The 22,294-nt window shown below is 72.2% G+C and carries 16 protein-coding genes; 1 reads left to right on the top strand and 15 read right to left on the bottom strand.

Annotated elements, in window-relative coordinates:
• The 6 genes from ACZ601_RS08130 to ACZ601_RS08105 form a co-directional block, all read right to left on the bottom strand.
• Positions 1-3,327: an FtsX-like permease family protein gene (locus ACZ601_RS08130; protein ID WP_469534488.1), complete on the bottom strand. Its 3,327-nt coding sequence runs from the start codon at positions 3,325-3,327 to the stop codon at positions 1-3.
• A 168-nt stretch (positions 3,328-3,495) separates the two neighbouring features.
• A complete protein-coding gene (locus tag ACZ601_RS08125; RefSeq protein WP_073738979.1) occupies positions 3,496-3,900 on the bottom strand; it encodes a globin in 405 nt (134 codons plus the stop codon).
• Between the two features lie 111 nt (positions 3,901-4,011).
• A complete protein-coding gene (locus ACZ601_RS08120; RefSeq protein WP_469534484.1) occupies positions 4,012-5,415 on the bottom strand; it encodes an FHA domain-containing protein in 1,404 nt (467 codons plus the stop codon).
• 107 nt (positions 5,416-5,522) lie between these two features.
• A complete protein-coding gene (locus ACZ601_RS08115) occupies positions 5,523-6,881 on the bottom strand; it encodes a vWA domain-containing protein (RefSeq protein ID WP_469534481.1) in 1,359 nt (452 codons plus the stop codon).
• A 90-nt stretch (positions 6,882-6,971) separates the two neighbouring features.
• Positions 6,972-8,237 (bottom strand): PP2C family serine/threonine-protein phosphatase, encoded by a 1,266-nt coding sequence (locus ACZ601_RS08110; RefSeq protein ID WP_469534478.1) that lies wholly within the window; start codon positions 8,235-8,237, stop codon positions 6,972-6,974.
• Complete coding sequence (locus tag ACZ601_RS08105) at positions 8,234-10,639, bottom strand: serine/threonine-protein kinase (protein WP_469535270.1); 2,406 nt, start codon at positions 10,637-10,639, stop codon at positions 8,234-8,236. The genes ACZ601_RS08110 and ACZ601_RS08105 overlap by 4 nt, the downstream gene beginning before the upstream one ends.
• Here ACZ601_RS08105 and ACZ601_RS08100 point away from each other — a divergent pair.
• On the top strand, positions 10,566-10,952 hold the full coding sequence (locus tag ACZ601_RS08100; RefSeq protein ID WP_440576730.1) for a hypothetical protein: 387 nt from the start codon (positions 10,566-10,568) through the stop codon (positions 10,950-10,952). The genes ACZ601_RS08105 and ACZ601_RS08100 overlap by 74 nt on opposite strands.
• Positions 10,953-11,114: 162 nt before the next feature.
• Here the strand turns inward: ACZ601_RS08100 and ACZ601_RS08095 are convergent, their stop codons facing one another.
• The 9 genes from ACZ601_RS08095 to ACZ601_RS08055 all read right to left on the bottom strand — a co-directional run bounded on the left by ACZ601_RS08095 (position 11,115) and on the right by ACZ601_RS08055 (position 22,093).
• Positions 11,115-12,446, bottom strand: coding sequence for a coiled-coil domain-containing protein (locus tag ACZ601_RS08095; protein WP_073738983.1), 1,332 nt, complete (start codon positions 12,444-12,446; stop codon positions 11,115-11,117).
• Positions 12,447-12,512: 66 nt separating this feature from the next.
• The gene (locus ACZ601_RS08090) at positions 12,513-13,565 is read right to left on the bottom strand and encodes a glutamate ABC transporter substrate-binding protein (RefSeq protein WP_440576725.1); all 1,053 of its coding nucleotides are present in this window, start codon (positions 13,563-13,565) and stop codon (positions 12,513-12,515) included.
• An 11-nt stretch (positions 13,566-13,576) separates the two neighbouring features.
• Complete coding sequence (locus ACZ601_RS08085) at positions 13,577-14,992, bottom strand: hypothetical protein (RefSeq protein WP_469534474.1); 1,416 nt, start codon at positions 14,990-14,992, stop codon at positions 13,577-13,579.
• Positions 14,993-15,333: 341 nt separating this feature from the next.
• Entirely contained in the window at positions 15,334-16,308 is a 975-nt protein-coding gene (locus ACZ601_RS08080; RefSeq protein ID WP_469534471.1) for an N-acetylglucosamine kinase, read from the bottom strand.
• Positions 16,299-17,564, bottom strand: a complete 1,266-nt coding sequence (locus tag ACZ601_RS08075; RefSeq protein ID WP_469534468.1) for a 6-phospho-beta-glucosidase — start codon at positions 17,562-17,564, stop codon at positions 16,299-16,301. The genes ACZ601_RS08080 and ACZ601_RS08075 overlap by 10 nt, the downstream gene beginning before the upstream one ends.
• Before the next feature lie 3 nt (positions 17,565-17,567).
• Positions 17,568-18,470 carry a carbohydrate ABC transporter permease gene (locus ACZ601_RS08070; RefSeq protein WP_327336881.1) on the bottom strand — a complete coding sequence of 301 codons (903 nt, stop codon included), beginning with the start codon at positions 18,468-18,470 and terminating at the stop codon, positions 17,568-17,570.
• Position 18,471: 1 nt separating this feature from the next.
• Positions 18,472-19,413: a carbohydrate ABC transporter permease gene (locus ACZ601_RS08065; RefSeq protein WP_393610887.1), complete on the bottom strand. Its 942-nt coding sequence runs from the start codon at positions 19,411-19,413 to the stop codon at positions 18,472-18,474.
• 10 nt (positions 19,414-19,423) lie between these two features.
• The gene (locus ACZ601_RS08060) at positions 19,424-20,761 is read right to left on the bottom strand and encodes an ABC transporter substrate-binding protein (protein ID WP_469534464.1); all 1,338 of its coding nucleotides are present in this window, start codon (positions 20,759-20,761) and stop codon (positions 19,424-19,426) included.
• 108 nt (positions 20,762-20,869) lie between these two features.
• Positions 20,870-22,093 (bottom strand): ROK family transcriptional regulator, encoded by a 1,224-nt coding sequence (locus ACZ601_RS08055; RefSeq protein WP_440578279.1) that lies wholly within the window; start codon positions 22,091-22,093, stop codon positions 20,870-20,872.
• Positions 22,094-22,294 lie beyond the last annotated feature (201 nt).

Here is a 22,294-nt window from a genome sequence, read left to right as displayed (position 1 = left end):
TCAGTTGTCCCCCTGGTGGCGCAGCGAGACCGCCGGGTCCGTGCGCCGGAGCGCGAGGAGCGCGACGATCAGCAGCGGCAGGGCGGCGAAGGCGGCGAGCAGCACCACGACCTGTCCGGCGGGCAGTTGCACAGAGACGTCCGGTACGGGCCGGGCGGCCTGTCCGGTCAGCACGACGAGCGGCACCACCGCCCGGGTCAGCAGGGCCCCGAGGACCGCCCCCACCAGCAGCCCGATGGCGATCAGCACGCCCTGTTCGGCGGCGATCATGCGGGCCAGCCGCCGACGTGGCGCCCCCAGCGCCCGCAGGACCGCGAACTCCGCGGACCGCTCGCGCCGCGAGCCGACCGCCGTGACCGCGAAGCCGACCCCGGCCAGCGCCGCCGCCACCACCGCCACCGCCAGCAGGGCCGACTGCGGGCCCGCCCCCAGCGGATCGCTCACCAGCTCGTCCGCGGCCTCGTCCCGTACCTGGACCTGCGCCGGGTCGGTGTCGGGCCGGGCCCGGAGCGCGGCCGCCACCTCGCCGCTCCGGCCGGGAGCGGTGCTCAGCCACCACTCGGAAGCGGTGAGCACGGCGTTCGGGCGCTCCGCGAAGACCTGGCTGACGGCCCGGAGGTCGAGGAGCAGCGCGCCGCCGTCCCGGTCGGCTCGGGTCTGCCCGGAGGACAAGGAGGTGGCGGACAGGGAGGCGGTGGAGCCCGGACCGGTCGTCGGGAGCGCGTGGACGGTCCGCACGATCTTCACCCGGACCGTCTCACCGGCCAGCGTCACGTCCACGCTCTGGCCGGTCCTGGCACCGGAGGCTTTCAAATAGGCGTCCGTGGCCACACCGTTCAGCGTGGCCGCCCGGGGGCGCGCTGCGGTGATCCGCACATTGAGGGCCGGCACCGCTTCCTCGGCCGTGACGGAACCGGTCGGGTAGTCGAGGGTGAGCGGCTGCGCGGCCGAACCGGCCGGATGCAGCGCGGGACCCGGCTGGACCTCCCCGAGCGCGTCGGTGCTCTGGGCCGCTTGCCAGCGGAATCCGGCGGGGACCGGGACCGGCCGTTCGGCGCCGCCCCCGGTCACGGTCCGCAGCCCGCTCACGGTGAGCCGGTGCTGTTCGCCCCGCCCGACCGGCTGGGCGCTGTCCAGCTCGAACCCGGTCACCGAGAGCTCACCGGCCGGGTCCACCTTCAGCGAGAGCGGATGCGCCTTCCCGTCCACCGGTACGGAACCGGCGACCACCCGGTACGGGATGCCGTAACGGTCCTCCAGCAGCACGGTGACCACCGGACTCGTGCCGGAACGCGGGGTGCTCCCCGGCTTCGGCCCGGACGCTATGCGCAGATCGAGGCGGAGCCGGGTGCTGCCGGGCGGCAGCGGCAGCCCCGCGCGTGCGGTGCTGGGCGGTGCGAGGGAGTCGAACAGGCGGCCCGTGGCCCCGTCGGCGAGGTCGTCGCGCATCAGCATCCGCTCGTCGGCGTGCGCGGTGTCCAGGGCCAGCACCTCGGCCGTGCGGCCGCCGGAGAGCTCCACCGACGTACGGAACGCGGGCGCCGCCTGCCGTACCCCCGCCAGCCGCGCGTACGCGCCCGAGCGCGCCGGGTCCGCGTTGACGCCGCCCAGCACCCGGACCGGGGCGCCGGACCTGAAGTCGGCCTGGTCCCGCTGCGAACGGTCCCAGGAGGCGCTCTGGCCGATCGCCAGCATGCCCATCGCGACCGACAGCACCAGCAGCAGCACCGGACCCGCGCCGCGCAACGGCCGGCGGCTGAACTGCCAGCCGGCCAGCGCCGTGACCAGTCCCCGGCCGCCGGCCGCCCACCGCTCCGCGAGCCTGGCCGCGGGCGGCAGCAGCCGCAGCGTCACCACGGTGCCCGCGAGCAGGGCCAGGGCCGGCGCCACGACCAGCAGCGGATCGATGCCGAGGCCGCCCGACCGGTCGTCGCTGAGCGCACCGCTGCCCGCGCCCCCGGTCTGCCGGTCGAGCTGCCAGTACGCCACCCCCGCGACCGCCAGCAGCCCGACGTCCGCCCCCGCGCGCACCGGCGCGGGCAGGGCGGCGGCGCGGGTGGAGCGGCGTCCGCCGGCGCTCGCGGCGAGCGCGGGCGCCACCACGGCGAGCGCGCAGGCCAGCGCGGTTACGGCCGCCACCAGCCAGACGGTGCCGGTGGGGGCACCGCCGAGCCGCAGCCCGATCCGGGACAGCTCACCCCGGTCGGCCAGCAGCCGGGTCAGCGGGTCGCTGAGCAGCGGGGCGACGACGGCGGCGGGCAGCGCGAGCAGCAGCGCCTCGATCGCGGCGAACGAGGTGATCCGGGCGCGCGATCCGCCGCGCGCCCGCAGCAGTTCCGTCTCGCCGCCGCGCTCACTGCTCAGCAGCCGGGCCACCAGCAGCAGCGTGTAACCGGCCAGCAGCACCAGCTGCACGGCCACGATCATCAGCGTCGAGCGGGAGACGAGCAGCCCCCGGTCGATCTGGTCGAGAACGGTGGGCAGCTGGGTCCGTGCGCTCGCCCCGCTCTTGAGCTCGGGTGCGGCCAGCAGCTGCTTGGGACCCTCGGTCGCCGCATCGCGGAGCGCGGCCATCCGGTCCGTGGTGAGGGTACGGAAGTCGGCCGACGCCAGATAGGAGACCTCGCCGGAACTGGTCCGGCCCGAGCCGAGCACCGCGGGATCGGTGAGCAGCGGCCCGTACGTCGTGAAGACGACCCGGCGGACACCGCGCCCGCCGGCCGGATCCAGCTGCCAGTACGGATCGGCCTGGTCCGCGGCCTCGTAGAGACCGGTGACGAGGATCCGCTGCCGCTTGCCGCCGATCCGATCGGTGAGCGTCAGCCGGGCGCCCGGCTTCAGCCCGAGGGCCTCGGCTGCGGTGCCCGGCAGCGCGACCTGGACCGGCTCTCCGGGCTTCCCCGCCCCGGCCGAGGGCATCCGGCCCCCGGTGAGCCGGACGCGGCTGAGGTCGAGCGAGGCGAAGTGGGTGAGATCGGGGTCGCCGCGGCGGGCGGCCGGGGTCTGGAGACCGCGCGGCAGCGCGTACGGGCCCGACGCCTCCAGCTTCCGTACCGTCACCGGCAGGCCGTCGAACGTGGTGCGGGCGGCCTTGCGCGCCGAGGCGTCGACGGCTTCCCGCTGCTCGGGCGCGACCTGCGCCGATATGAGGAGGGACGCGTCGGCGGCGGAGCGGTGGGTGAGGGTGTGGCGCAGCGCCGCGTCGCCGATGGAGCCGGAGAAGGCGGTGAGCGCGGCCAGGACGGAGGTGGTGAGCAGCACGGCCAGCACGGCGGCCGCGAGGAGGAGCCGGTGCGCCCTCACCCGCAGTAGAACGAACCCCGTCACCCTGCCCCACCCTCATCTCATGAACACGCCCCCCGGCGTTGCATGGATGCTTTCAGAGTGGAGCTGCCTCGGTATACCGCCCATGGCCACACCTTGATGGGATCGTGACCGTTATCCGGCGGCGGAGTACCGGATTCCGCACACGTCCCGAAACGTCCCGGACGGGACTCAGCCCTCGGTGTTCACCATCGAGGCGGCCGCGTAGGTGAGGTAGTCCCACAGCTGCCGCTCGTGCTCCGGGGCCAGCCCGAGCTCGTCGAGCGCCACCCGCATATGGCTCAGCCAGGCGTCGTGCGCGGCCCGGTCCACCCGGAACGGCACGTGCCGCATCCGCAGCCGGGGGTGTCCGCGCTGGTCACTGTAGGTGCGCGGGCCGCCCCAGTACTGGATCAGGAACAGCGTGAACCGCTCCTCCGCCGGGCCCAGATCCTCCTCCGGGTACATCGGCCGCAGCAGCGGGTCCCCGGCCACGCCCTCGTAGAAGCGGTGGACCAGGCGCCGGAAGGTCTCCTCGCCGCCGACCAGCTCGTAGAAGGTCAGCTCCTGCACCGTGTCGCGCGGGTTCTCAGTCACCTGTCCATCGTCGCAGACGCCGCGACGGGGGACAGGGGCCCGGGTGGATCCCGATGATCACGAACGGCCGGTGAGGAGCACCCTCACCGGCCGTTCGTGATCATCGGGACGTCAGCCCCGGCGGATCGTGATCGTCGTCCACGCCCCGACGTGCACCTGATCGCCGTCCTGGAGCGGAACGGGGACGTACGGCTGGATCGGGTCCTCCGCGCCGTTGAGCGTGGTGCCGTTGGTGGAGTTCTGGTCGACCACGGCCCAGCTGTTGTCCGGCTGCTGCACCAGCACCGCGTGCTGGTGCGAGACACCCGGGTCCTCCGGGGGCACGGACAGGTCGATGTCGGGTGACTCGCCCGTGCTGTGCCGGCGGCGGCCGATGGTGATCTGGCTGCCGGTCAGCGGAAGGTGCTGCTCCGGGGAGTACGCGGGCAGGTTGAGCCCGGTGGCCTCGGGGCCGCTGCGCTGCATCATCGCCAGGAAGTAGTCACGGTCCGGTGCGACGACGGCCGCCCAGCTCGTGGACGCCTGGTCCGGTCCCTGGCCCTGACCGGGTACCTGCCCCGGCCCCTGGTCCTGGCCCATGCCGGGGCCCTGGCCCATGCCGGGACCCTGGTTCTGCCCGGGGCCCTGGTTCTGCCCGGGGTAGGGCTGCTGCTGCATCGGCTGCTGCGGCGCCTGGGGCTGCGCGGGCGGCGACAGCATCCAGTCGTCGTCGCCGGGCCGCTCGGCCTGCGGCGGGGGCGGCGGGGCGGGCGGGTCGAAGACCGGGGGAGCCGTCTGCTGGAACGCGGGAGCGGCACTCTGCTGCTGGAACGAGGGCGGCGGCGGCGAGCCCTGCGAGGAACCCTGCTGCTGGGCGTGCTGCTGCCCCTGCGGGAACCCCTGCTCTCCCGGCGGAAAGCCCTGCTGCCCCTGCGGGAAGCCCGGTTGGTTCTGCTGGCCGTGCTGTCCCTGCGGGCCCTGACCCGGGCCCTGCTGGAACGGCGGCGGAGGCGGCGGGCCCTGCTGCCCGTGCTGCCCCGGGAACGGCGGCCGGCCGGGGCCGGGCTGACCCGGGCCGGGCTGACCCGGACCGGAGGAGAGCGGTTCGGCGGGCCGGTTCACCTGCGAGGGGCGCGAACCCTGGTACTCGAACGGGTCACGGGGCTGCGGCGGTGGGGGCGGCTGCTGGCCGGGGAAGCCCTGGGGCGGGCTGATCCCGGGGCCGGGGCCGGGGCCGGGCGGTCCGCTCGGTCCGCCGTGCTGCGGGGCCAGCGGGGTGTACGAGGTCGCGGTGTTCGTGAGGAAGTTCCAGCGGCACTCCTCGCAGAACGGCGCCATCGCCTCCCTCGGGGTGCGGCACTGCGGGCAGATGTCGGCCTGGGCGGTCGCGTCCGGGCCGGGGCTCTGCGGGTATCCGTAGCCGGGCGCGGGCGGCGGGGGAGGCGGCGGCGGGACAGCGGCCCCGGCCACGCGATGGCCGCAGACCTCGCACCAGTCCTCGGAACCCGACTGGTGTCCGTTCGGGCAGGTCGGCATGTCGGCGCTTCCCCCTCTCCTCGTCCGGCCCAGGGGGCCGTCATTTTTCTTGCTTCGCCGCCCGGCGGACGCATCCGGCCGGGCGGCTCATCAGTGCGGGTGTGTGGTTACTTCTTGACTCGGACGGTCTTCGTGGAGCGCGTTTCGAGTGTCATCTCGTCCGCTTCCGCGACCTTCGCCTTCAGTCGCACAGTACCTGTCGCCGCGTCGACGACGTCTACCACCTTCGAAAGCAGTTTCGCAGTGTCCGCGTTCCCGGACGCAGACGCCAGCTGCACCGCGCGCCCCAGTTTGGCCGTCGCGCCGTCGAAGTCTCCCGACTTGCGGGCATCGAGCCCCTGCTGGATGACTTGTGCCAGTTCCGCCTGACCTGTGTAGTGCGCGACCTGCGGATTGATCGACGTCGAGGCCACCATGTCGTCCGTCCACACCGCCCGTACCAGCCCCTGCGAAAGGGTCTGGGGCGCGCCGCCCGACGGGTCGGGGAGGATCAGCGAGACCCGGGCCGCCAGCATCTCCTGACCGATGCCGGCCTCCGGTACCTGCACGCACACGTGGTAGTCACGGGACTCGTCGCCCCAGGAGCCGGTGGGGTAGTCGCCGGCGCGCGGCCCCGCCTCCGTGCGGCGGTCGGTCAGCTCGGCGACCGTCGGCGCGACCTGCTTGACGAACTTGATCTCCACGCCGACCGGGGTCCAGAGCCGCAGCGCGACGTCCGCGACCTCCTTGCCCATCGCGTTCTCCATCATCCGCGTGAAGTCCGCGGCCAGCCCCGCCGGATCGGCGACGATGTCGGCGGTGCCGAGCAGCGCCGAGGCGATCGCTGTGACCTCTTTCACCTCCCAGTCGGTGCCGACCCCGCGGGCGTCACAGGTGAACCGGCCCGCACACGCGTCGAGCGCGGCCCGCAGATCCTCCGGCGCCTCGTGCTCGTTGCGTCCGTCGGTCAGCAGGATGCCGTGCCGGATGTTCACCTCCGCGGCGCCCAGCAGCCGGTCGGCCAGCCGCAGCCACGTCCCGATCGCCGTACCGCCGCCCGCGCTGAGCCGGCGCAGCGCCTCCTTCGCCTGGGCCCTGGTCTGCGGACCGGCCGTGGCGAGCCGTCCGCCGCCCGGATAGACCTCCTTGGCGACGTGCGTACCGCCGATCACGGCGAAGGAGGTGCCGTCGCGCAGGGTGTCGATGGCCGCCGCCGTCGCGTCGCGGGCGTTGCGCATCTTGGTGGGCGGGTAGTCCATCGAACCCGAGCAGTCCACCATGATCACCACGGCGGCGCTCGGCGCCTGTCCCGGCAGGTGCGAGGAGGCCTGGGCGGCGCTCGTCAGCGGAACCCCGCCCGTGGTGCCGCCACCGGTCGAGGTGACGGTGATGATCCCGTTGACCTCGCGGCCGCCCTCGGGCAGAAATTCGTTCTGGTACACCTCGACGGAGAACTGCGGCACGTTCGACTTGGAGAAGTTGGCCATCTGATCGGCTCCTTGAGGCTCCATGTGTCAGATGAAGACAGATTTACGGACAAAGACAGTCGGAGGGGCAAGGGGCGGACGGAACAGGACTCAACCGTCGCTCCGGGCGGATCCTGCCCCTTGCGCCGGTACGGCGAACGGCACCAGTGCCACTGTTACGTTGTCGTGGCCCCCGCCGTCGAGCGCGTGACCCACCAGCACCTGGGCGCCGTGCAGCGGCCGTTCGTACGCGTCCTCGGGCAGCGCGGCGGACATCTCGGCCGCGGACTCCGCGTAGTTCCACAGGCCGTCCGTGCAGATCACCGCGGTGCCCGGCCGGTCCGGCTTGAACGAGGCGGTGTGCGGCTCCAGTTCGTAGGAGTCGGCGCCCAGCCAGCCGGTGATGGCGTGGGCCCGCTCGTCCGCGTACGCCTCCGCCTCGCTCATCAGGCCGGCCGCGACCATCTGCGCGGCCCAGGAATCGTCCTCCGTGAGCCGGGCCGGCGGACTGCTCCGGTCCTCCGGCACCCAGTACACCCGGCTGTCACCGACCCAGCCGACGATCAGCAGCCCGTTGGCCATGATCGCGCCGACCAGGGTGCACGCCGGGGCGTTCTGCTGGCGGTGCGGGTCGCGCTCCCCGGCCCGGCCGGGCTCCTGGGCCAGCCGGTTGACCGACTCGGCGGCCGCCACGATCGCCTCGTGCATCGCCTGCTGCGGATGCGTTCCGCGCGGCAGCGACTCCAGCAGCGACTCGTTGGCGGCGGTCGTCGCGGCGGCCGACGCCTCGTCGGGCCGGCTGGCGGAGGACACCCCGTCGCAGACGATCGCCACCACGGCCGGGGTGCCGTCGGGCAGCGCGGTCGTCGAGATCGCGAAGGAGTCCTCGTTGCGGTGGTGGCGCAGCCCGCGATCGGTGACCGCGGCGACAGAGCCGAGCTCCTGCTCCATGTGATCGCGCTCGCGGGGCTGGGCATGGCCGCAGTTCTCGCAGTAGCCGTCGAGGTCGACATGGCCCGCCCGGCAGGCCACGCACACCTTGGTGCCGGCCGGTGGCGTCGGGGCGGGCTTCGCGACGGCACGGGGATCGGGCGCCGCACCCGCCGCACCCGCACCCGCCGCCGCACCCCCGGCGGCCGCCCCCGGCGCCGCCAGCTCGAAATCGCCGGACGCCGCCGGCGCGGCGACCGGACCGGGCTCGGCGGCGGCCGCCACCGGGGTGCCCATCGCGATCGTCGGGTGGTCCTGCGGCGGCTCGGGCACGGACGACAGGTCGTACCCGCACGCACCGCAGAACAGATCCCCCGGCTCCAGCGGCTCCTGGCAGCCGGGACACCTCGACAAGGCAGTCTCCTGGTCGTTCTGCGACATCTTCACACCCACGTTCGGGGGCGGAAGCGGTTGGCCCGCTCCACCAGTTCGATCCTCTCGGCACCGGGCTCCGCAAGCCGGGCGAGCATCCGGTACGAGCGCTCCAGCCCGAACCGCAGGCCGCGCTCGGTCAACTCGGCCCCGAGCAGTGTCCCGGGCCCCTGCGCGCCGCCGCTCGCGGGCGGAGCCGGGGGATGGGCCGCAGGACTACCGGAGAGTACCCAGTCGAGCGCCGTCCCCAGCACCTCGGTCGACAACTGCTCCCGGCGCACCGCGTCCAGACCGAGACCGGCCAGCCCGGAGACCTGGGCGGAGGCCGCCAGCAGATCGGTGATCAGCGGCTCCTCCGGGGCCCGGTCGCGCAGCCGGGCCCGTACCGCCGCGACCCGGGCCGCCGTGTAGTGGATCGACGCCTCCGGCACGGACTCCAGCGATCCGACGGCCCCGCCCCGGTCCCCGGCGGCGATCTGCACCCGGGCCAGGCCGAACGCGGCGCTCACGAAGCTCGGGTCGGTGGCCCACACCAGCCGGTAGTACTCGGCGGCGTTGTCCAGCTGGCCCAGGACCTCCGCGCAGACGCCCAGGGCCAGCTTCGGCGCGGGCTCCCCGGGAAACGCGTCGTAGACCGCGTCGAAGGAGAGCGCCGCGTTCTCGTTGTCACCGGTCACCAGGGAGGTGATGCCCCGGTACCAGACCACCCGCCAGTCGTCCGGGTGCTTCAGCTCAAGGGTGGCCAGCGTCTCCTGCGCTCCACCCAGGTCGTTCATCTCCAGGGAGGCGCGCAGCTCGCGCAGCCTGGTCTCCAGCGAAGCGGCCGGTACGGCCTGCAGCGCGGCGATCAGCTCGGCGGGCGCCGACGCCATCATCCCGGCGAGGAAGCCCGCGTTGGGGTCGTTCGCGTCGACCCGGGGGACCGGCAGCGCCAGCGAGGTGCCCCGCACATCGAGCCCGGCCGGCCGGGGCCCGCCCGTGCCGTACGGGCCGGACGCCCAGGATTCGGCGCCGGTGTTCGCGGCCGGGGACCTGGGGGCCGGCACGGCGGCCGCCGGCTGCGGATGGGCGGGCGCGACGGCGTACCCGGCGCCGCTGACATGGGTGGCGGGCGAGGACACCGGGCCGGCGCCCGCCGCGTACCCGGGAGGCGGTCCGGCGGGCAGCGCGCCCGGGACACCGCCCGGCGGTGCCACCGCGGCCGGCGTCGGCGCGCCCGGCGCCGGGGGGAGCGCCCCCGCGCCCTTGCGCCGGCCGAAGCGCCCGGAACCGCGCGTCGCCGCACTCCGCGCCCCGAGGCGGGAGACCTCGCCCGTCATGCGGGTGAACAGCTCCGTGTCGGTGACCCTCATCTCCGCACCGAACAGCGTCGAAAGCGCCGGACGCGGGCGCCCCGTCTGGAGCGACACCACCTCCCGCAACACGCCCATCAGCTGCTCCGCCATCTCGGAGGCAGAGGCGAACCGCCGGGCCGGATCGGGGTCGGTGGCCCGGACCAGCAGCCGGTAGAACGACTCGTACGAGCGGAACACCTCGATGTTGTCCGGGTCCGGCAGCGAGTCCACGAAGACGTTCGTGTAGCCCTGGAAGTCGAAGGTGAGCACCGCGAGCGTCCGCGCGACCGTGTACAGGTCGGAGGCGACCGACGGACCGACCTCCGCGACCTCCGGCGCCTGGTACCCCACCGTGCCGTAGATGGCCGACTCGTCGTCGTCCATCCGGCGGACCGCGCCCATGTCGATCAGCTTCAGCTGGTCCTCGGTCTGGATCGCGTTGTCGACCTTGAAGTCGCAGTACAGGAGGTTGCGGCTGTGCAGGTGGCCCAGCGCCTCCAGCGCCTCGATGCCGAACGCGCACGCCTGCTCGACCGGCAGCGGATCCCGCTTCCCGGCCGGGGTACGCCGCTCGTTGGCGATCTCCTTGAGCGCCTTGCCGCCCACGTACTCCATCACTATGTAGCCGTCCAGCGAACCGGTGCGCTGGTCGAGGTGCTCGACGAAGTTGTAGATGCGGACGATGTTGGAGTGCTCGATCTCCGCGAGGAACCGGCGCTCGGAGATGGCCGCCGCCATGGCGTCCTGGTCACCGGTGTCGAGCAGGCCCTTGAGCACCACCCAGCGGTCGGAGACCGCCCGGTCCACCGCGAGGTAGACCCAGCCGAGCCCGCCGTGCGCCAGACAGCCCGCGACCTCGTACTGGCCGTGCACGACATCGCCGTCCTGGAGCTTGGGCGTGAACGAGTACGGGTGACCGCACTTGGTGCAGAAACCCTCCGTACGCCCCGGCTGCGCGCCCCTGGCCCGGCCCACCGCCGCCCCGCAGTCCGAACGCGAACAGAACCGCTTGCGCTCGGGGACCTCCGGGTTCTCCATCACGGCGGTACGCGGATCCGGACGCGGCACATCCGGTACGAGCACCAGCCCGGCACCGAGCCGGTTCCGCCCGGAGACACCGGTCGAGGAACCGGAGGAGCGCACCGAGACCGAACGTGAGGACCCGCTCGCGGACACCGCGCGCGAGAGCCGCCCCGACACCGACCGCCGCGACGTCGACGAACGCGAGGACGCCCTCGACGACGCCCGCGAACTGCCGCGTGCCGAGGAGCTGGAGCTGCCCCGCCCGCCGCCCGCGATACCGGTGGGCGGCGAACTCACCATCCCCGTGGGGGAGACGACCGGAGCCAGACCGCAGGTGTCGCAGTACAGCTCACCGCCGCCCATGTCCTCGTAACTGCCCTCGCACGCGGGGCGCTGGCACTGCGTACTCATGGTCATTCCCCCTGTTCGCCCCGCCGCCGCAGCGGCCACGTCGATCCGATACTGCCCGTCCCGCCCCGGCCTGCCCCACCATGGCCCGGACGGCCCGGCGGATGCCCCTCGGGCATCAGCGGCCTCACTGGCCCCGCCGGTCTTCTGGTCCCGACGCCCGCCGCTGCCCCAGCAGTTCCAGCGCCGCGTCCTGGTAACGCTGCACCGCCTGGGCGGCGACACGCAGATCGCAGGGCGCGCTCCACAGCATCCGGCGCGCCGCGTCGTACCGCTCGATCAGGACCGGGTCCTCCGCCAGTCCGTGCCGGGCCACCTTCGCCTTGTACGCGTCCAGCCGGCCACGCAGCTCCGCCCGCACGGCCAGCGGGGCGGTGACCGCCGTCAGCTGCTCCCTGGCCCGCAGCAACTCCTCCTCCGCCTGCCGCTCCAGGGTCTCCAGGAGCGGCGAGAGCCGGTGCCACTGCGCGTGCCTGCGGTACTCGGAAGCGGCGGCGAGACGCTCCTGGAGCGCGGTGGGCGGGCCGTTGACCGCGGGCACCTCGGACGCGGCGATCTTGGCCAGCACCTCGCCGCGCGCGGAGCGGGCCTCGGCCAGTGTGCGGTCCGCCCGGGAGAGCACGTCGCGCAGCTGGACCAGCCGCTGCTCGGCGTCCTGCCGGACCGCGAGCACCGCCTCGATCTCCCGCCGCACCTCGTCCAGCGCACGGGCCGCCCGGTCGTAGCGCGTGGTGTCGGGGCGTCCGCCGCCGGGCGCCGAACTGCCGGGCCCCGGCAGCCAGAACGCCAGCGGATCGGAGATCACCTGCACCCGCAGCGTGGTCAGCTCCTGGGTGATCGACTCCAGATCGTCCCCCGACGGGTGCTCGCCCGGCCGCACCCCGACCGAGTGCGCCAGCGAGCTGGTGCGGCGCAGTTCGGCGGCGAGCAGATCTATCCGGGCCGGCATCGCCGACCAGACGGAGTCGGAGGCGACGACCATGTCCAGCGAGCGGGCGTACAGCTCGTTCATCCGGTTGACCAGCTCCGCCAGCGTGAACCGCTCGGAGAGCCGGGCCGGGCCGGTGATCGACGGATCGGGCCGGGCGGCGGCATGCGCCACCGTGACGCCGTCGCCGCGCAGCAGTTCGGTCAGGGCCGTCAGGTCGTCCCGGTTCGGGTGGCGCCGCCGGGCCCGCACCTCACGGGCCTGGTGCAGCACCCCCGCGTAGGCGTCGAAATAGCTCCACAGCAGCGTGATCGACTGCTCGGTGACGCTCCAGCGCTCCCTGGTGACACCGGTCAGCTCCGCGCCCTCCAGAAGCCGGCGTCCGGCATGGTCCTGGAGGGCGAGCAGCGAGGTCTCGATCGCCTCGTGCTCCGCGCCGAGCCGGGCCAGCGCACGGTCCGCCTCGTCCCGGTCCATGACCGGGCCGGGGGGCCGGGCCGCGTAGCTGGGGAAGGGGCCCGCGACGCCCATCGATCACCTCTCCGCTCTCCCTGCCGGACGGGCCCGGCAGGTTCCGCCTGATCCGAGGACCAGGCCCTAGTTGCTGCGGTACTTGGGCACCGGCGGTGCCGTGATTCCGGGCAGACCGTCCTGCAGCCAGTTGCGGTAGGACCGCATCCAGGGGCTGTTCTTGCCGCCGGCCCGGTAGTCGACCAGCACCTGGTTGACCCGGGCCACCAGGTCGTCCGCGCCCTTCTTAGTGGCCACGCCGTAGTACTCGGTGGTGAAGGGCTTGTCGCCCTTGAGCTCCACGGCCGGGTCCTGGGCGGCCTGGCCGGCCGCCAGGGCGTTGTCCGTGACGATCGCGTCGACCTCGCCCATCTGGAGCCGCACCAGGCAGTCCAGCTGGTTGGGGACGGTGAGCAGGTCCTCGTCGGCGTCGGTGCCGTCGTGCTTGTCCTTGAACACCGAGCCGAACGACTGCTTCTCCAGCGCCTCGTACGCCGTGGACCCCTCCGCGGTGCAGACCCGCTTGCCGGCCAGCGAGGAGTTGTAACCGGTGATCGTGGATTCCTTGGGCGCCAGGACCTGCTGCCCGGCCTGGAAGTAGGCGGTGGAGAACGAGACCTGGTCGAGCCGGGCGCAGTTGATCGTCATCGTCCGGACGACGACGTCGACCTTGTCGTTCTCCAGGGCGGCGATGCGCTGGTTGGTGGGGATCGCCCGGAAGATCACGTCGTCCGGGTCGCCCAGGATGTCCTTGGCGATGGCCCGCACCAGATCGATGTCGAATCCTTCGAGATCCCGGGACTCCGGATTGCGGTACCCCCACTGGAAGCTGTTCTGGTCGACGCCCGCGATCAGCTTTCCGCGCGCCTTGATGCGGTCGATGGCGGCGCCGCCGGAGACGGACGGCGGCAGGCTGGCGTCCGGATCGGCGCAGTCGTCGGCCCGCGCCTGCACGGCGCGTGCCGCGCCCGGTCCCGAGGCCCCCTCGTCGAAGGCGTCGCCGCCGCTGTGGGAGAGCGGCAGCAGGGTCAGCGCAGCCGTCAGCGCGCAGGCCACGGCCATGGCGGTCACACCACCCCAGCCGCGCAGCCTGCGCAGCGGGCCCGCGGGCCCCGTCCTGGGCTCGTCCTTCCCTGTCATCGCTCCCCCTGTCACCGGAACTCCGAGAGCCTGCGGTTGACCCCGACGATCGCGGCGACCGCGCCCAGCACGGCGAGGGCCGCCGCGCCTATCGGCAGCCCGCCCAGCGCACCGCGCCCGTCCTTCGCGGCCCGGGTGAACTCTTCCTGCTCATGGGCGAGCGCCCGCTTCAGCGCGTCGTCCACGCGGTCGAACGACTCACCGGTCGAGCCCTTGGCCGAGTCCGCCGTCCCGATGATCTGGGTCAGCGCGGTGTCGTAGTCGCCGCTGTCGTCGGTAGTGCGGGCGGTCCGGTGGCGGCTCTGCCACTCGGTGACACCCGTGACGGCCTTCGCCACCGGTTCGCTGCCCACGGTGTCGTGGGTGTCCTCGGCGAGCTTCGCGGCCCTGTCCAGCTCCGCGACGAGTGCCTTCATGCCCGTGCCGTAGTCGGTCTCGTACTTGTCGTTCTTCCCGTCCGCGGTGAGCACCGCACCCCGGGCGACCACGGTGAGGGTCTCGTTGGCGCGCGCCTTCAGCGAATCGATGCGCGCCCGGTTGAGCACGTCCAGGGACTGCTGCCCCCGGGTGTTGGCGTCGGACAGGTCGGAGCGGGCCACCGAATGCCCCACCGCCAGCCACAGCAGGACCACCAGCGAAGCCGCGGTCGCGGCCAGCAGGCCGTGGTTGAGCACCCGGTTCGTGCGGTGGAAGTTGCGCCGCTGCGCCCAGAACAGCACGATCAGCGCGATCACACCGATGCCGAGCGAGAAGAACGGCCAGGTGCGCGCGGAGTCGTAGTCCTGGCCGAGCCGGCCGGTCTCCGCCGCGTACAGCCGCTCGGCGGCCGGCAGCATCTCGTTGGCCATCTTCTGGTTCGCGTACCGGAGATAGGCGCCGCCCAGCGGCAGCCCCTGCCGGTTGCTCGCGCGGGCCCGCTCGATCAGCCCGGTGTAGCGCGGGAGTTCCTTGTTGAGGGTGGTGATCTCGTGGCCGGACTCCGTCGAGGAGTCCGTGTTGGCCGCGGCCTTCACCAGCAGCCGGGAGGCCTCGTCGATATCAGCCACGTACTTGTCGTGGACCTGGCTCGGCTCCTGCGGCCCGGCCAGGAAGCCGCTCGCCGCGGCGGCGTCGGCGTCGGCCAGCGAGCTGTAGATGTCGGCGGCGTCCGCGCTGAGCGGCTGACTGTGTGTCACCACGTCGTCTGCGGAGGCCGCCCGGCCGGAGACCTCGAACGCCGTCACGGCCCCGAACGCGACGACGAGCAGGGCCAGTACCGCCCCGATGATCTGGAGCCGGCCCGGTTCGGTCGTCGCCGCGGCACGCAGCCGCTCCGTGACCACCGCGCGGCCACCGCGCTGCGGCGGCACGGCTGCGGGAGCCGGCGCGGGCGCCTGCTCAGGCGCGCGTCGCGGCGGCGCGGGCCGCACGTTCGGCGGGTGTGTCACTTGACCTCCCCCTCGGTCACTGACGGCGGCCCGCCCCCCGGCCGATCGGGGGACTGGTACCCGGCCAGAAGTATGGCCGCAGGGAACGGCGTCCATACAACGAACGCCCGGATCCCGCACCGGTCCATGAACGCGGACACCCGCAGGCATTCGCGGTCAACAGCATTCGATCAAGGCCGACGCCGCCGATCAAGACGATCGACGGCGCAATCCCCCGAAGTCGTACCGGTCTCCCCAACAAGGAACACGTTCGGGGCGGCTGATCGGTTCCCTTACGGAAGGGGCGCCCCGAAGCACGAATGCTACGGGACGCCCCTGCCGCCCTCCGAGGTCACACCGCGTCAGGCGTACTGCGCCCGCAGCCTCTCGTGCACCTCGGGCGCCGCACTCGTGTGGTCCAGGCCCAGCAGCCCCGCGCCCAGCACCGGGGACTCCTCGACCACCCGGACCACCGCCTTCGGGGCCCGCACCGCGAGGAGTTCGGAAATCCGGCCGTCCAGCTGCGGATGGCGCGCGGCCAGCACGCTGCCACCCAGCACCACCGGGGCCCGCTCGTCCAACAGACCGAGCCGGGAGAGGGCGACCGAGGCCATCGCCACGACCTCCTCTGCCAGCCGGTCCACGAGACCGCGCGCCACCGGGTCACCGGCCGCGCCGGTCGCGAACAGCACCGGCGTCAGCTCGTGCCGCCGTTCGAACGCGATCCGGCCCAGATGCAGCGCCTCGATCAGCGCGTACATCGAGCCGAGACCGAAGTGACCGGGCAGCGTACGGGCCAGCTCGGTCGGCTCACCCCGGCCGTCCTCCGCCCGCGAGGCGAACCACAGCGCCTCCTCCGCCAGCCCGGAACCCCCGCCCCAGTCACCGGATATCCGGCCGATGGCGGGGAAGCGCGCGGTGCGCCCGTCCGGCACCATGCCGACGCAGTTGATCCCCGCGCCGCACACCACCGCCACGCCGCGCGGCTCGTCGACCCCGGCCCGCAGGATCGCGAAGGTGTCGTTGCGCACCTCCACCGTGCGGCCCCAGCCGCGCTCGCCCAGGGCCTCGGTCAGCTGCTCCTCCTCGACCGGCAGATCGGCGTTGGCGAGGCAGGCCGACACATGTGCGACGCTCTCCGTCCCCACGCCGGCCGAGGCCAGCGCCCGTTCCACCGCGGAGCCGAGCGCGTCCACGGCCGTGCCGATGCCGACCACGGGCGGCTGGAAGCCGCCGCCGCGGGCCGTGGACAGCACCGTGCCGTCCGCACCGATCAGTGCCACATCGGTCTTGCTGTTCCCCGCGTCGATCGCGAGGACGGAACCGTTCACGCCCACGGGAGGTGCTCCCGGTTGTGCGCGATCAGCTTGTCCGTGAGGGCTTCCGCGTACTCGAACTGGCCGATCAGGGGGTGCGCGAGCAGGGCCTTGAACACCCGGTCGCGGCCCCCGCGCAGCGCGGCCTCCAGCGCGAGGTCCTCGTACGCCGTCACATTGCCGATCAGTCCGGCGTAGAGCGGGTCGAGCTCCGGCACGGCGAGCGGCGTCGCACCCGTACCGTCGACCTTCGCCTGCACCTCGATCACCGCGTCGTCCGGCAGGAACGGCAGCGTCCCGTTGTTGTGGGTGTTGACCACCTGGTGGGTGGAGCCGCCGCCGCCCAGCAGCGAGGCGGCCAGGTCCACGGCCGCCTCCGAGTAGAAGGCGCCGCCGCGCTTGGCGAGCAGCGCGGGCTTCTCGTCCAGCGCCGGATCGCCGTACATGGCGAGCAGTTCCTTCTCCATCGCGGCGACCTCGACGGCCCGCGAGGGCTTGGTGCCCAGCTCCCGCACGACCTCGTCGTGCGCGTAGAAGTAGCGCAGGTAGTACGAGGGGACGACGCCGAGGCGGTCCACGATGGCCCTCGGCATGTGCAGGTCGTCCGCGATCGCGTCGCCGTGCTCGGCGATCAGCCGGGGCAGCACGTTCTCGCCCCCGGGGCCGCCGAGGCGCACCCCGGTCTCCCAGGTCAGGTGGTTCAGCCCGACGTGGTCCAGGTGCACCTCACCCGGGGTCACGTCGAGCAGCGCTGCGAACTTGCGCTGGAAGCCGATCGCCACGTTGCACAGGCCGACGGCCTTGTGACCGGCCTGGAGCAGCGCCCGGGTCACGATGCCGACGGGGTTGGTGAAGTCGATGATCCACGCGTTCGGGTTGGTGCGCCGGACCCGCTCCGCGATGTCCAGGACGACCGGGACGGTGCGCATGGCCTTGGCGAGGCCGCCGGCGCCGGTGGTCTCCTGGCCGACGCAGCCGCACTCCAGCGGCCATGCCTCGTCCTTGGCACGGGCGGCCTGGCCGCCCACCCGGAGCTGGAGCAGCACCGCGTCGGCGTCGGCCACCCCCGCGTCGATGTCGGTGGTGGTGACGATCCGGCCGGGGTGGCCCTGCTTGGCGAAGATCCGCCGCGCGAGGCCCCCGACGAGTTCGAGCCGGTCGGCCGCCGGGTCGACGAGCACCAGCTCCTCGACCGGCAGGGTGTCCCGCAGCCGTGCGAATCCGTCGATCAGTTCAGGTGTGTAGGTGGACCCGCCACCCACTACTGCGAGCTTCATCAATCAGCCCTTTACTCCGGTCAGTGTGACGCCTTCGACAAAGGCCTTCTGTGCGAAGAAGAAGACGACGATCACAGGGGCCATGACCAGAACGGTCGCGGCCATGGTCAGGTTCCAGTCGGTGTGGTGTGCGCCCTTGAAGGACTCCAGTCCATAACTCAGGGTCCAGGCCCCGGGGTTCTCCGAGGCGTAGATCTGCGGTCCGAAGTAGTCGTTCCAGGCGTAGAAGAACTGGAAGAGGGCGACGGCCGCGATACCGGGCTTGGCCATCGGGATCACGACGCGGAGCAGGGTGCGGAACTCGCCGCAGCCGTCGACCTTCGCCGCGTCGAGGTACTCGTTCGGAATGGTCAGCAGGAACTGCCGCAGCAGGAAGATGGAGAACGCGTCTCCGAACGCCATCGGGATGATCAGCGGCCAGAGCGTGCCGGACATGTCCAGCTGCTTGGCCCAGAACAGGTACATCGGGATGACGACGACCTGCGGCGGCAGCATCATCATCGAGATGACGAGCATCAGCGACAGATGCCGGCCCCGGAAGCGGAACTTGGCGAGCGCGTACGCCACGGGCAGCGAGGACACCACCGTGAGGACGGTGCCGAGCCCCGCGTACAGCAGGGTGTTCTTCCACCAGGTCAGGAACCCCGGGGTGTTGAACACCTCTTTGTAGTTGCTCCACTCGAAGGGATGCGGCCACAGGTCACGGGTCAGCGCCTGCTGGTCGCTCATCAGCGAGGTGAGGAGCAGGAAGACGAACGGCAGCACGAAGAAGAGCGCGGCCGCGACGCCGAGCGAGTGCACACCGATCCAGTGCAGCAGCGCCTTGCGGCGCGCCACCCGCTCGGCCGGGGTGACGGGGTCACTCACCGGTCCGCCGGCCTTCGGGGTGTCGAGAACCTGCGCCATGTCACTCACCTGCCTGGATCAGTCCGCTGCGGCGCCGCATCAGCAGTGCGGTGAACGCCATGGCGAGGACGAAGAGAACGAGCGCGACCACACAGGCGGAGCCGTAGTCGAAGCGCTGGAAACCGAGGTTGTAGACGAGCTGCGGAAGCGTCAGTGTCGACTTGTCGGGATAGCCCGGTTCGAACTGCTGCCCGGAACCGCCCATCACGCCGGAGGCGACCTTCCCGGCCACGAGTGGCTGGGTGTAGTACTGCATCGTCTGGATGATGCCGGTGACCACGGCGAACATGATGATCGGCGAGATGTTCGGCAGCGTGACGAAGCGGAACCGCTGGTACGAGGACGCCCCGTCCAGCTCCGCCGCCTCGTACTGCTCCTTGGGGACGTCCAGGAGCGCGGCCATGAAGATCACCATCAGGTCGCCCACCCCCCAGACCGCCAGCGCGGTCAGCGCGGGCTTGGACCAGGTGGCGTCGGTGAACCAGCCCGGGGTCGGCAGCCCCAGCTCGCCCAGGATCGAGTTGACCGGCCCGGTCCCCGGGTTGAGCAGGAAGACGAAGCCGAGCGTCGCGGCGACCGGAGGAGCCAGGTACGGCAGGTAGAACAGCGTCCGGAAGACCCCGGCACCCGTCTTGATCTTGGTGATCAGCATGCCGATGCCGAGGCCGAACACCACCCGGCAGGTCACCATGACCAGGACCAGCCAGAGCGTGTTGCGCAGCGCCGGCCAGAACAGCGGGTAGTCGTTGAAGACGAACGACCAGTTCTTCAGCCCGCTGAACTCCGGTGCGGAGAAGCCGTCGTAGCTGGTGAAGGAGAAGTAGAGCGTGGAGATGAGCGGGTAGGCGAAGAAGACGCAGAACCCGATCAGCCACGGCGACATGAAGGCCGCCGTCCGAAGCGCGGACCGGCGGCGCTTCGAACGGAGTGTGTACGTGCTCATCGCGTCGGCTCTACTTCGCCTGGTCGATCGCGGCGTCGATTTCCTTGGCGGTCTTCTCCAGACCCGCCTTGACGTCCGTCTGCTTGCCCTTCTCGACGTCGAAGCCGAGGTTCTGCAGGGACGTCAGGAACGCGCCGCCGTTCACCGAGGGCGGAGTGGTGGTGGACTTCGGGTTGGCGGCGATGTCCAGGAAGGTCTTGAAGCGCGGGTCGTACTTCAGCTTCGGCGACTTCAGCGCGGCCAGCGTGGAGGGCACGTTGTGGATGGCGTTGGCGAAGTTCACCACCGCGTCGGTGTCGGTGGTCATGAACTTCACCAGCTCCCAGGCGGCGTTCTGCTTGGTCGAGGTGGACGCGATACCGGCGATGGTCCCGGTCAGGTAGCCCTTGCCGTAGGTGTCGGCCTGGTCGTCCGCGACGGGCATCGGGGCCACGCCGATCTCGAACTTGGGCTTGGTGTCCTCTGCCATGCCCAGACGCCATTCGCCGTCCAGCTGCATGGCCACCTGGCCGGTGTGGAAGGGGTGCTTGGCGCCCCACTCGTCACCGAACCCGGTACGGAACTTCTCCAGCTTCTCGTACCCGCCGAGCGAGTCGACCAGCTTCTTCTGGCTGGTGAGCATGGCGGCGAAGGACGGGTCCTTGGCGATGTTCGACTTGCCGTCCGCGTCGAAGTACTTCGGGTCCCAGCTGCCGAGGTAGTGCTCGGTGGTGGTCTCGTAGCCGTGGTAGTTCGGCATGAAGCCGAGCTGCTCGTACGAGTCGCCCTTGGGCTTCGTCAGCTTCTTCGCGTCGGCGGCCAGCTCGGACCAGGTCTTGGGCGGACCGGCGATCCCGGCGTCCTTGAACGCGTCCTTGTTGTAGTAGAGGCCGTACGCGTCACCGAGCAGCGGCACCGTGCAGCGCACGCCGTCGTACTGGGTGTACTCGTTCATCGCCTTCGGGAAGGTCGCGGCCGCGTCGATCCCGTCCTTCTTCAGGAACGGGTTGAGGTCGACGAACGCCTTCGACTTGCAGAACTTGCCGACGTTGTTCGTGGTGAACGAGGACACGACGTCCGGGGCCTTGGAACCGCCCGCGCGGAGCGCCTGGTTGATCTTGTCGTCGGTCATGTTGCCGACGATCTTCACGTGGATGTTGGGGTGCGCCTTCTCGAAGGCGTCGACCGTGTCCTGAATTCCCTTGACCTCGTTCGGGGCACTCCAGCCGTGCCAGAAGTTGATGGTCGTCTCCTTGGACGCGTCATCACTGGCACCGGAGTTGCTCTGCCCGGTACAGGCGGAGGCGAACAGGGCTATCGCGGCGGTCGCGGCGAGTGCGACGGCCGGCTTCCGGCGGTTTCCGGACATGGTGATGTCTCCCGATGAAGGGTTGGGACGGGGAAGGGGAAGGCGGGTACATCAGGGGGTGGCAGCAGAGGGGCGGCGAAGGGGGGTGAAGGAGGGCGGCGAAGGGGTTCAGCGCGAGGTGTCGAACACTTCGTCGCGGGTGGTGGCGAGTGCGCTCTCCAGCGCGCCGCGCAGTACGGGCCGGTGCGTCACCTCACCGGCGATCAGCCGGGGCCGGGACGCCGCGAGCTCGGCCAGTTCGGCCGCCACCCGGCCGCGCAGCGGTTCCCCGCCGCGCGAGATCAGCTCACCCGAGAGCACGACGACCTCGGGGTCGAGAACGGCGAGCATGGAGGCGAGGCCGGTCGCCAGACCGGTGGCGTAGCGGTCGAGCAGCCGGCCGTGCGGCTCGCTCCCGTCCCGCTCCACGGCCTCGGCCGCCCGGCCCACCAGGGCGGCCGCGATCTCGTGGTGGGTGCCGGGCCCGCGGACCGCCTCGTCCTCGATGCCCAGCTCACGGGCGAGCCTGGCGAGCACCTGGGCGCCGGCCAGCTCCTGGAAGCCGCCCGAGTTGGCCTTGGTGACCTGCCGGACCAGCGGAGCGCCCGGCACCGGCAGGAACCCGACCTCACCGGCGCCGCCGGTGAAGCCCCGGTGCAGCCGGTCGTTGATGACGAGGGCGGCGCCGAGGCCCTCCTCGTTCCACAGCAGGACGAAGTCGTCGTGTCCCCGGGCCGCGCCGAGCCGTTGTTCGGCCACCGCGACGAGGTTCACGTCGTTCTCGTACTCCACGGGCATCGGCAGGAAGGCGGCCAGCTCGTCCAGCAGGCTCGTGGAGTGCCAGCCCGGCAGGTGCGAGGCGTAGCGCAGCCGGCCCGTGCCCGGGTCGAAGGCGCCCGGCGTGCCGATGACGAGCCGGTGCACGTCGGAACGGGTCAGCCCGGCGTCCTTGACCGCCCCGTCCAGCGCGTCCGCCACCTGCCGCACCACACTGTCGGCGCGCCGCCCCGGGGTCCGCAGCTCGAACTCCCCGACCGTCTCGCCCGTCACATCGGCGACGGCGGCGAGGATCCGCTGGGCGTTCACGTCGAGCCCCGCCACATGGGCGGCGGCGGCGTTGACGGTGTACAGCTGGGCGTTGGGACCAGGGCGCCCGGCCGCGGTCCCGGTGGCGACGACCAGACCGGCCGCCTCCAGCCGGGCCAGCAGCTGGGAGGCGGTGGGCTTGGAGAGGCCCGTCAGCTTCCCGATCCTGGTCCGCGAGAGGGGGCCGTGCTCCAGCAGCAGGTCGAGGGCGGCCCGGTCGTTCATGGCCCGCAGAACGCGGGGGGTACCCGGCGTGGTTCCGGCCATGATCACTGCACCTGCCCTCTGTTAGGAAAGTTTCCTATTCGGTGAGAGGACCGTAGGGCGCACGTCACCTGGGCGTCAATGGTCTGCACCGCTGTGGCAACCAAAGCGTTACCTGGGCGGGCACGGCCGGTGCTGCCGGCGGCCCGGCACGCGTTGGCGCCCTGTCGGGATGCCTTCCCAACAGGGCGCCGGTCGAATCGA

The organism is Streptomyces sp. NPDC104307, from assembly GCF_055584045.1.
Note: the sequence above shows the minus strand (reverse complement) of the source record. Positions and strands in the feature narration are given on the sequence as shown.

Excerpts from the sequence above, each read along its gene's own strand:
- ACZ601_RS08120 (WP_469534484.1), bottom strand. The coding sequence starts at position 5,415 with ATGCCGACCTGCCCGAACGGACACCAGTCGGGTTCCGAGGACTGGTGC.
- ACZ601_RS08115 (WP_469534481.1), bottom strand. The coding sequence starts at position 6,881 with ATGGCCAACTTCTCCAAGTCGAACGTGCCGCAGTTCTCCGTCGAGGTG.
- ACZ601_RS08095 (WP_073738983.1), bottom strand. The coding sequence starts at position 12,446 with ATGGGCGTCGCGGGCCCCTTCCCCAGCTACGCGGCCCGGCCCCCCGGC.
- ACZ601_RS08090 (WP_440576725.1), bottom strand. The coding sequence starts at position 13,565 with ATGACAGGGAAGGACGAGCCCAGGACGGGGCCCGCGGGCCCGCTGCGC.
- ACZ601_RS08075 (WP_469534468.1), bottom strand. The coding sequence starts at position 17,564 with ATGAAGCTCGCAGTAGTGGGTGGCGGGTCCACCTACACACCTGAACTG.
- ACZ601_RS08070 (WP_327336881.1), bottom strand. The coding sequence starts at position 18,470 with ATGGCGCAGGTTCTCGACACCCCGAAGGCCGGCGGACCGGTGAGTGAC.
- ACZ601_RS08065 (WP_393610887.1), bottom strand. The coding sequence starts at position 19,413 with ATGAGCACGTACACACTCCGTTCGAAGCGCCGCCGGTCCGCGCTTCGG.
- ACZ601_RS08060 (WP_469534464.1), bottom strand. The coding sequence starts at position 20,761 with ATGTCCGGAAACCGCCGGAAGCCGGCCGTCGCACTCGCCGCGACCGCC.
- ACZ601_RS08055 (WP_440578279.1), bottom strand. The coding sequence starts at position 22,093 with ATGGCCGGAACCACGCCGGGTACCCCCCGCGTTCTGCGGGCCATGAAC.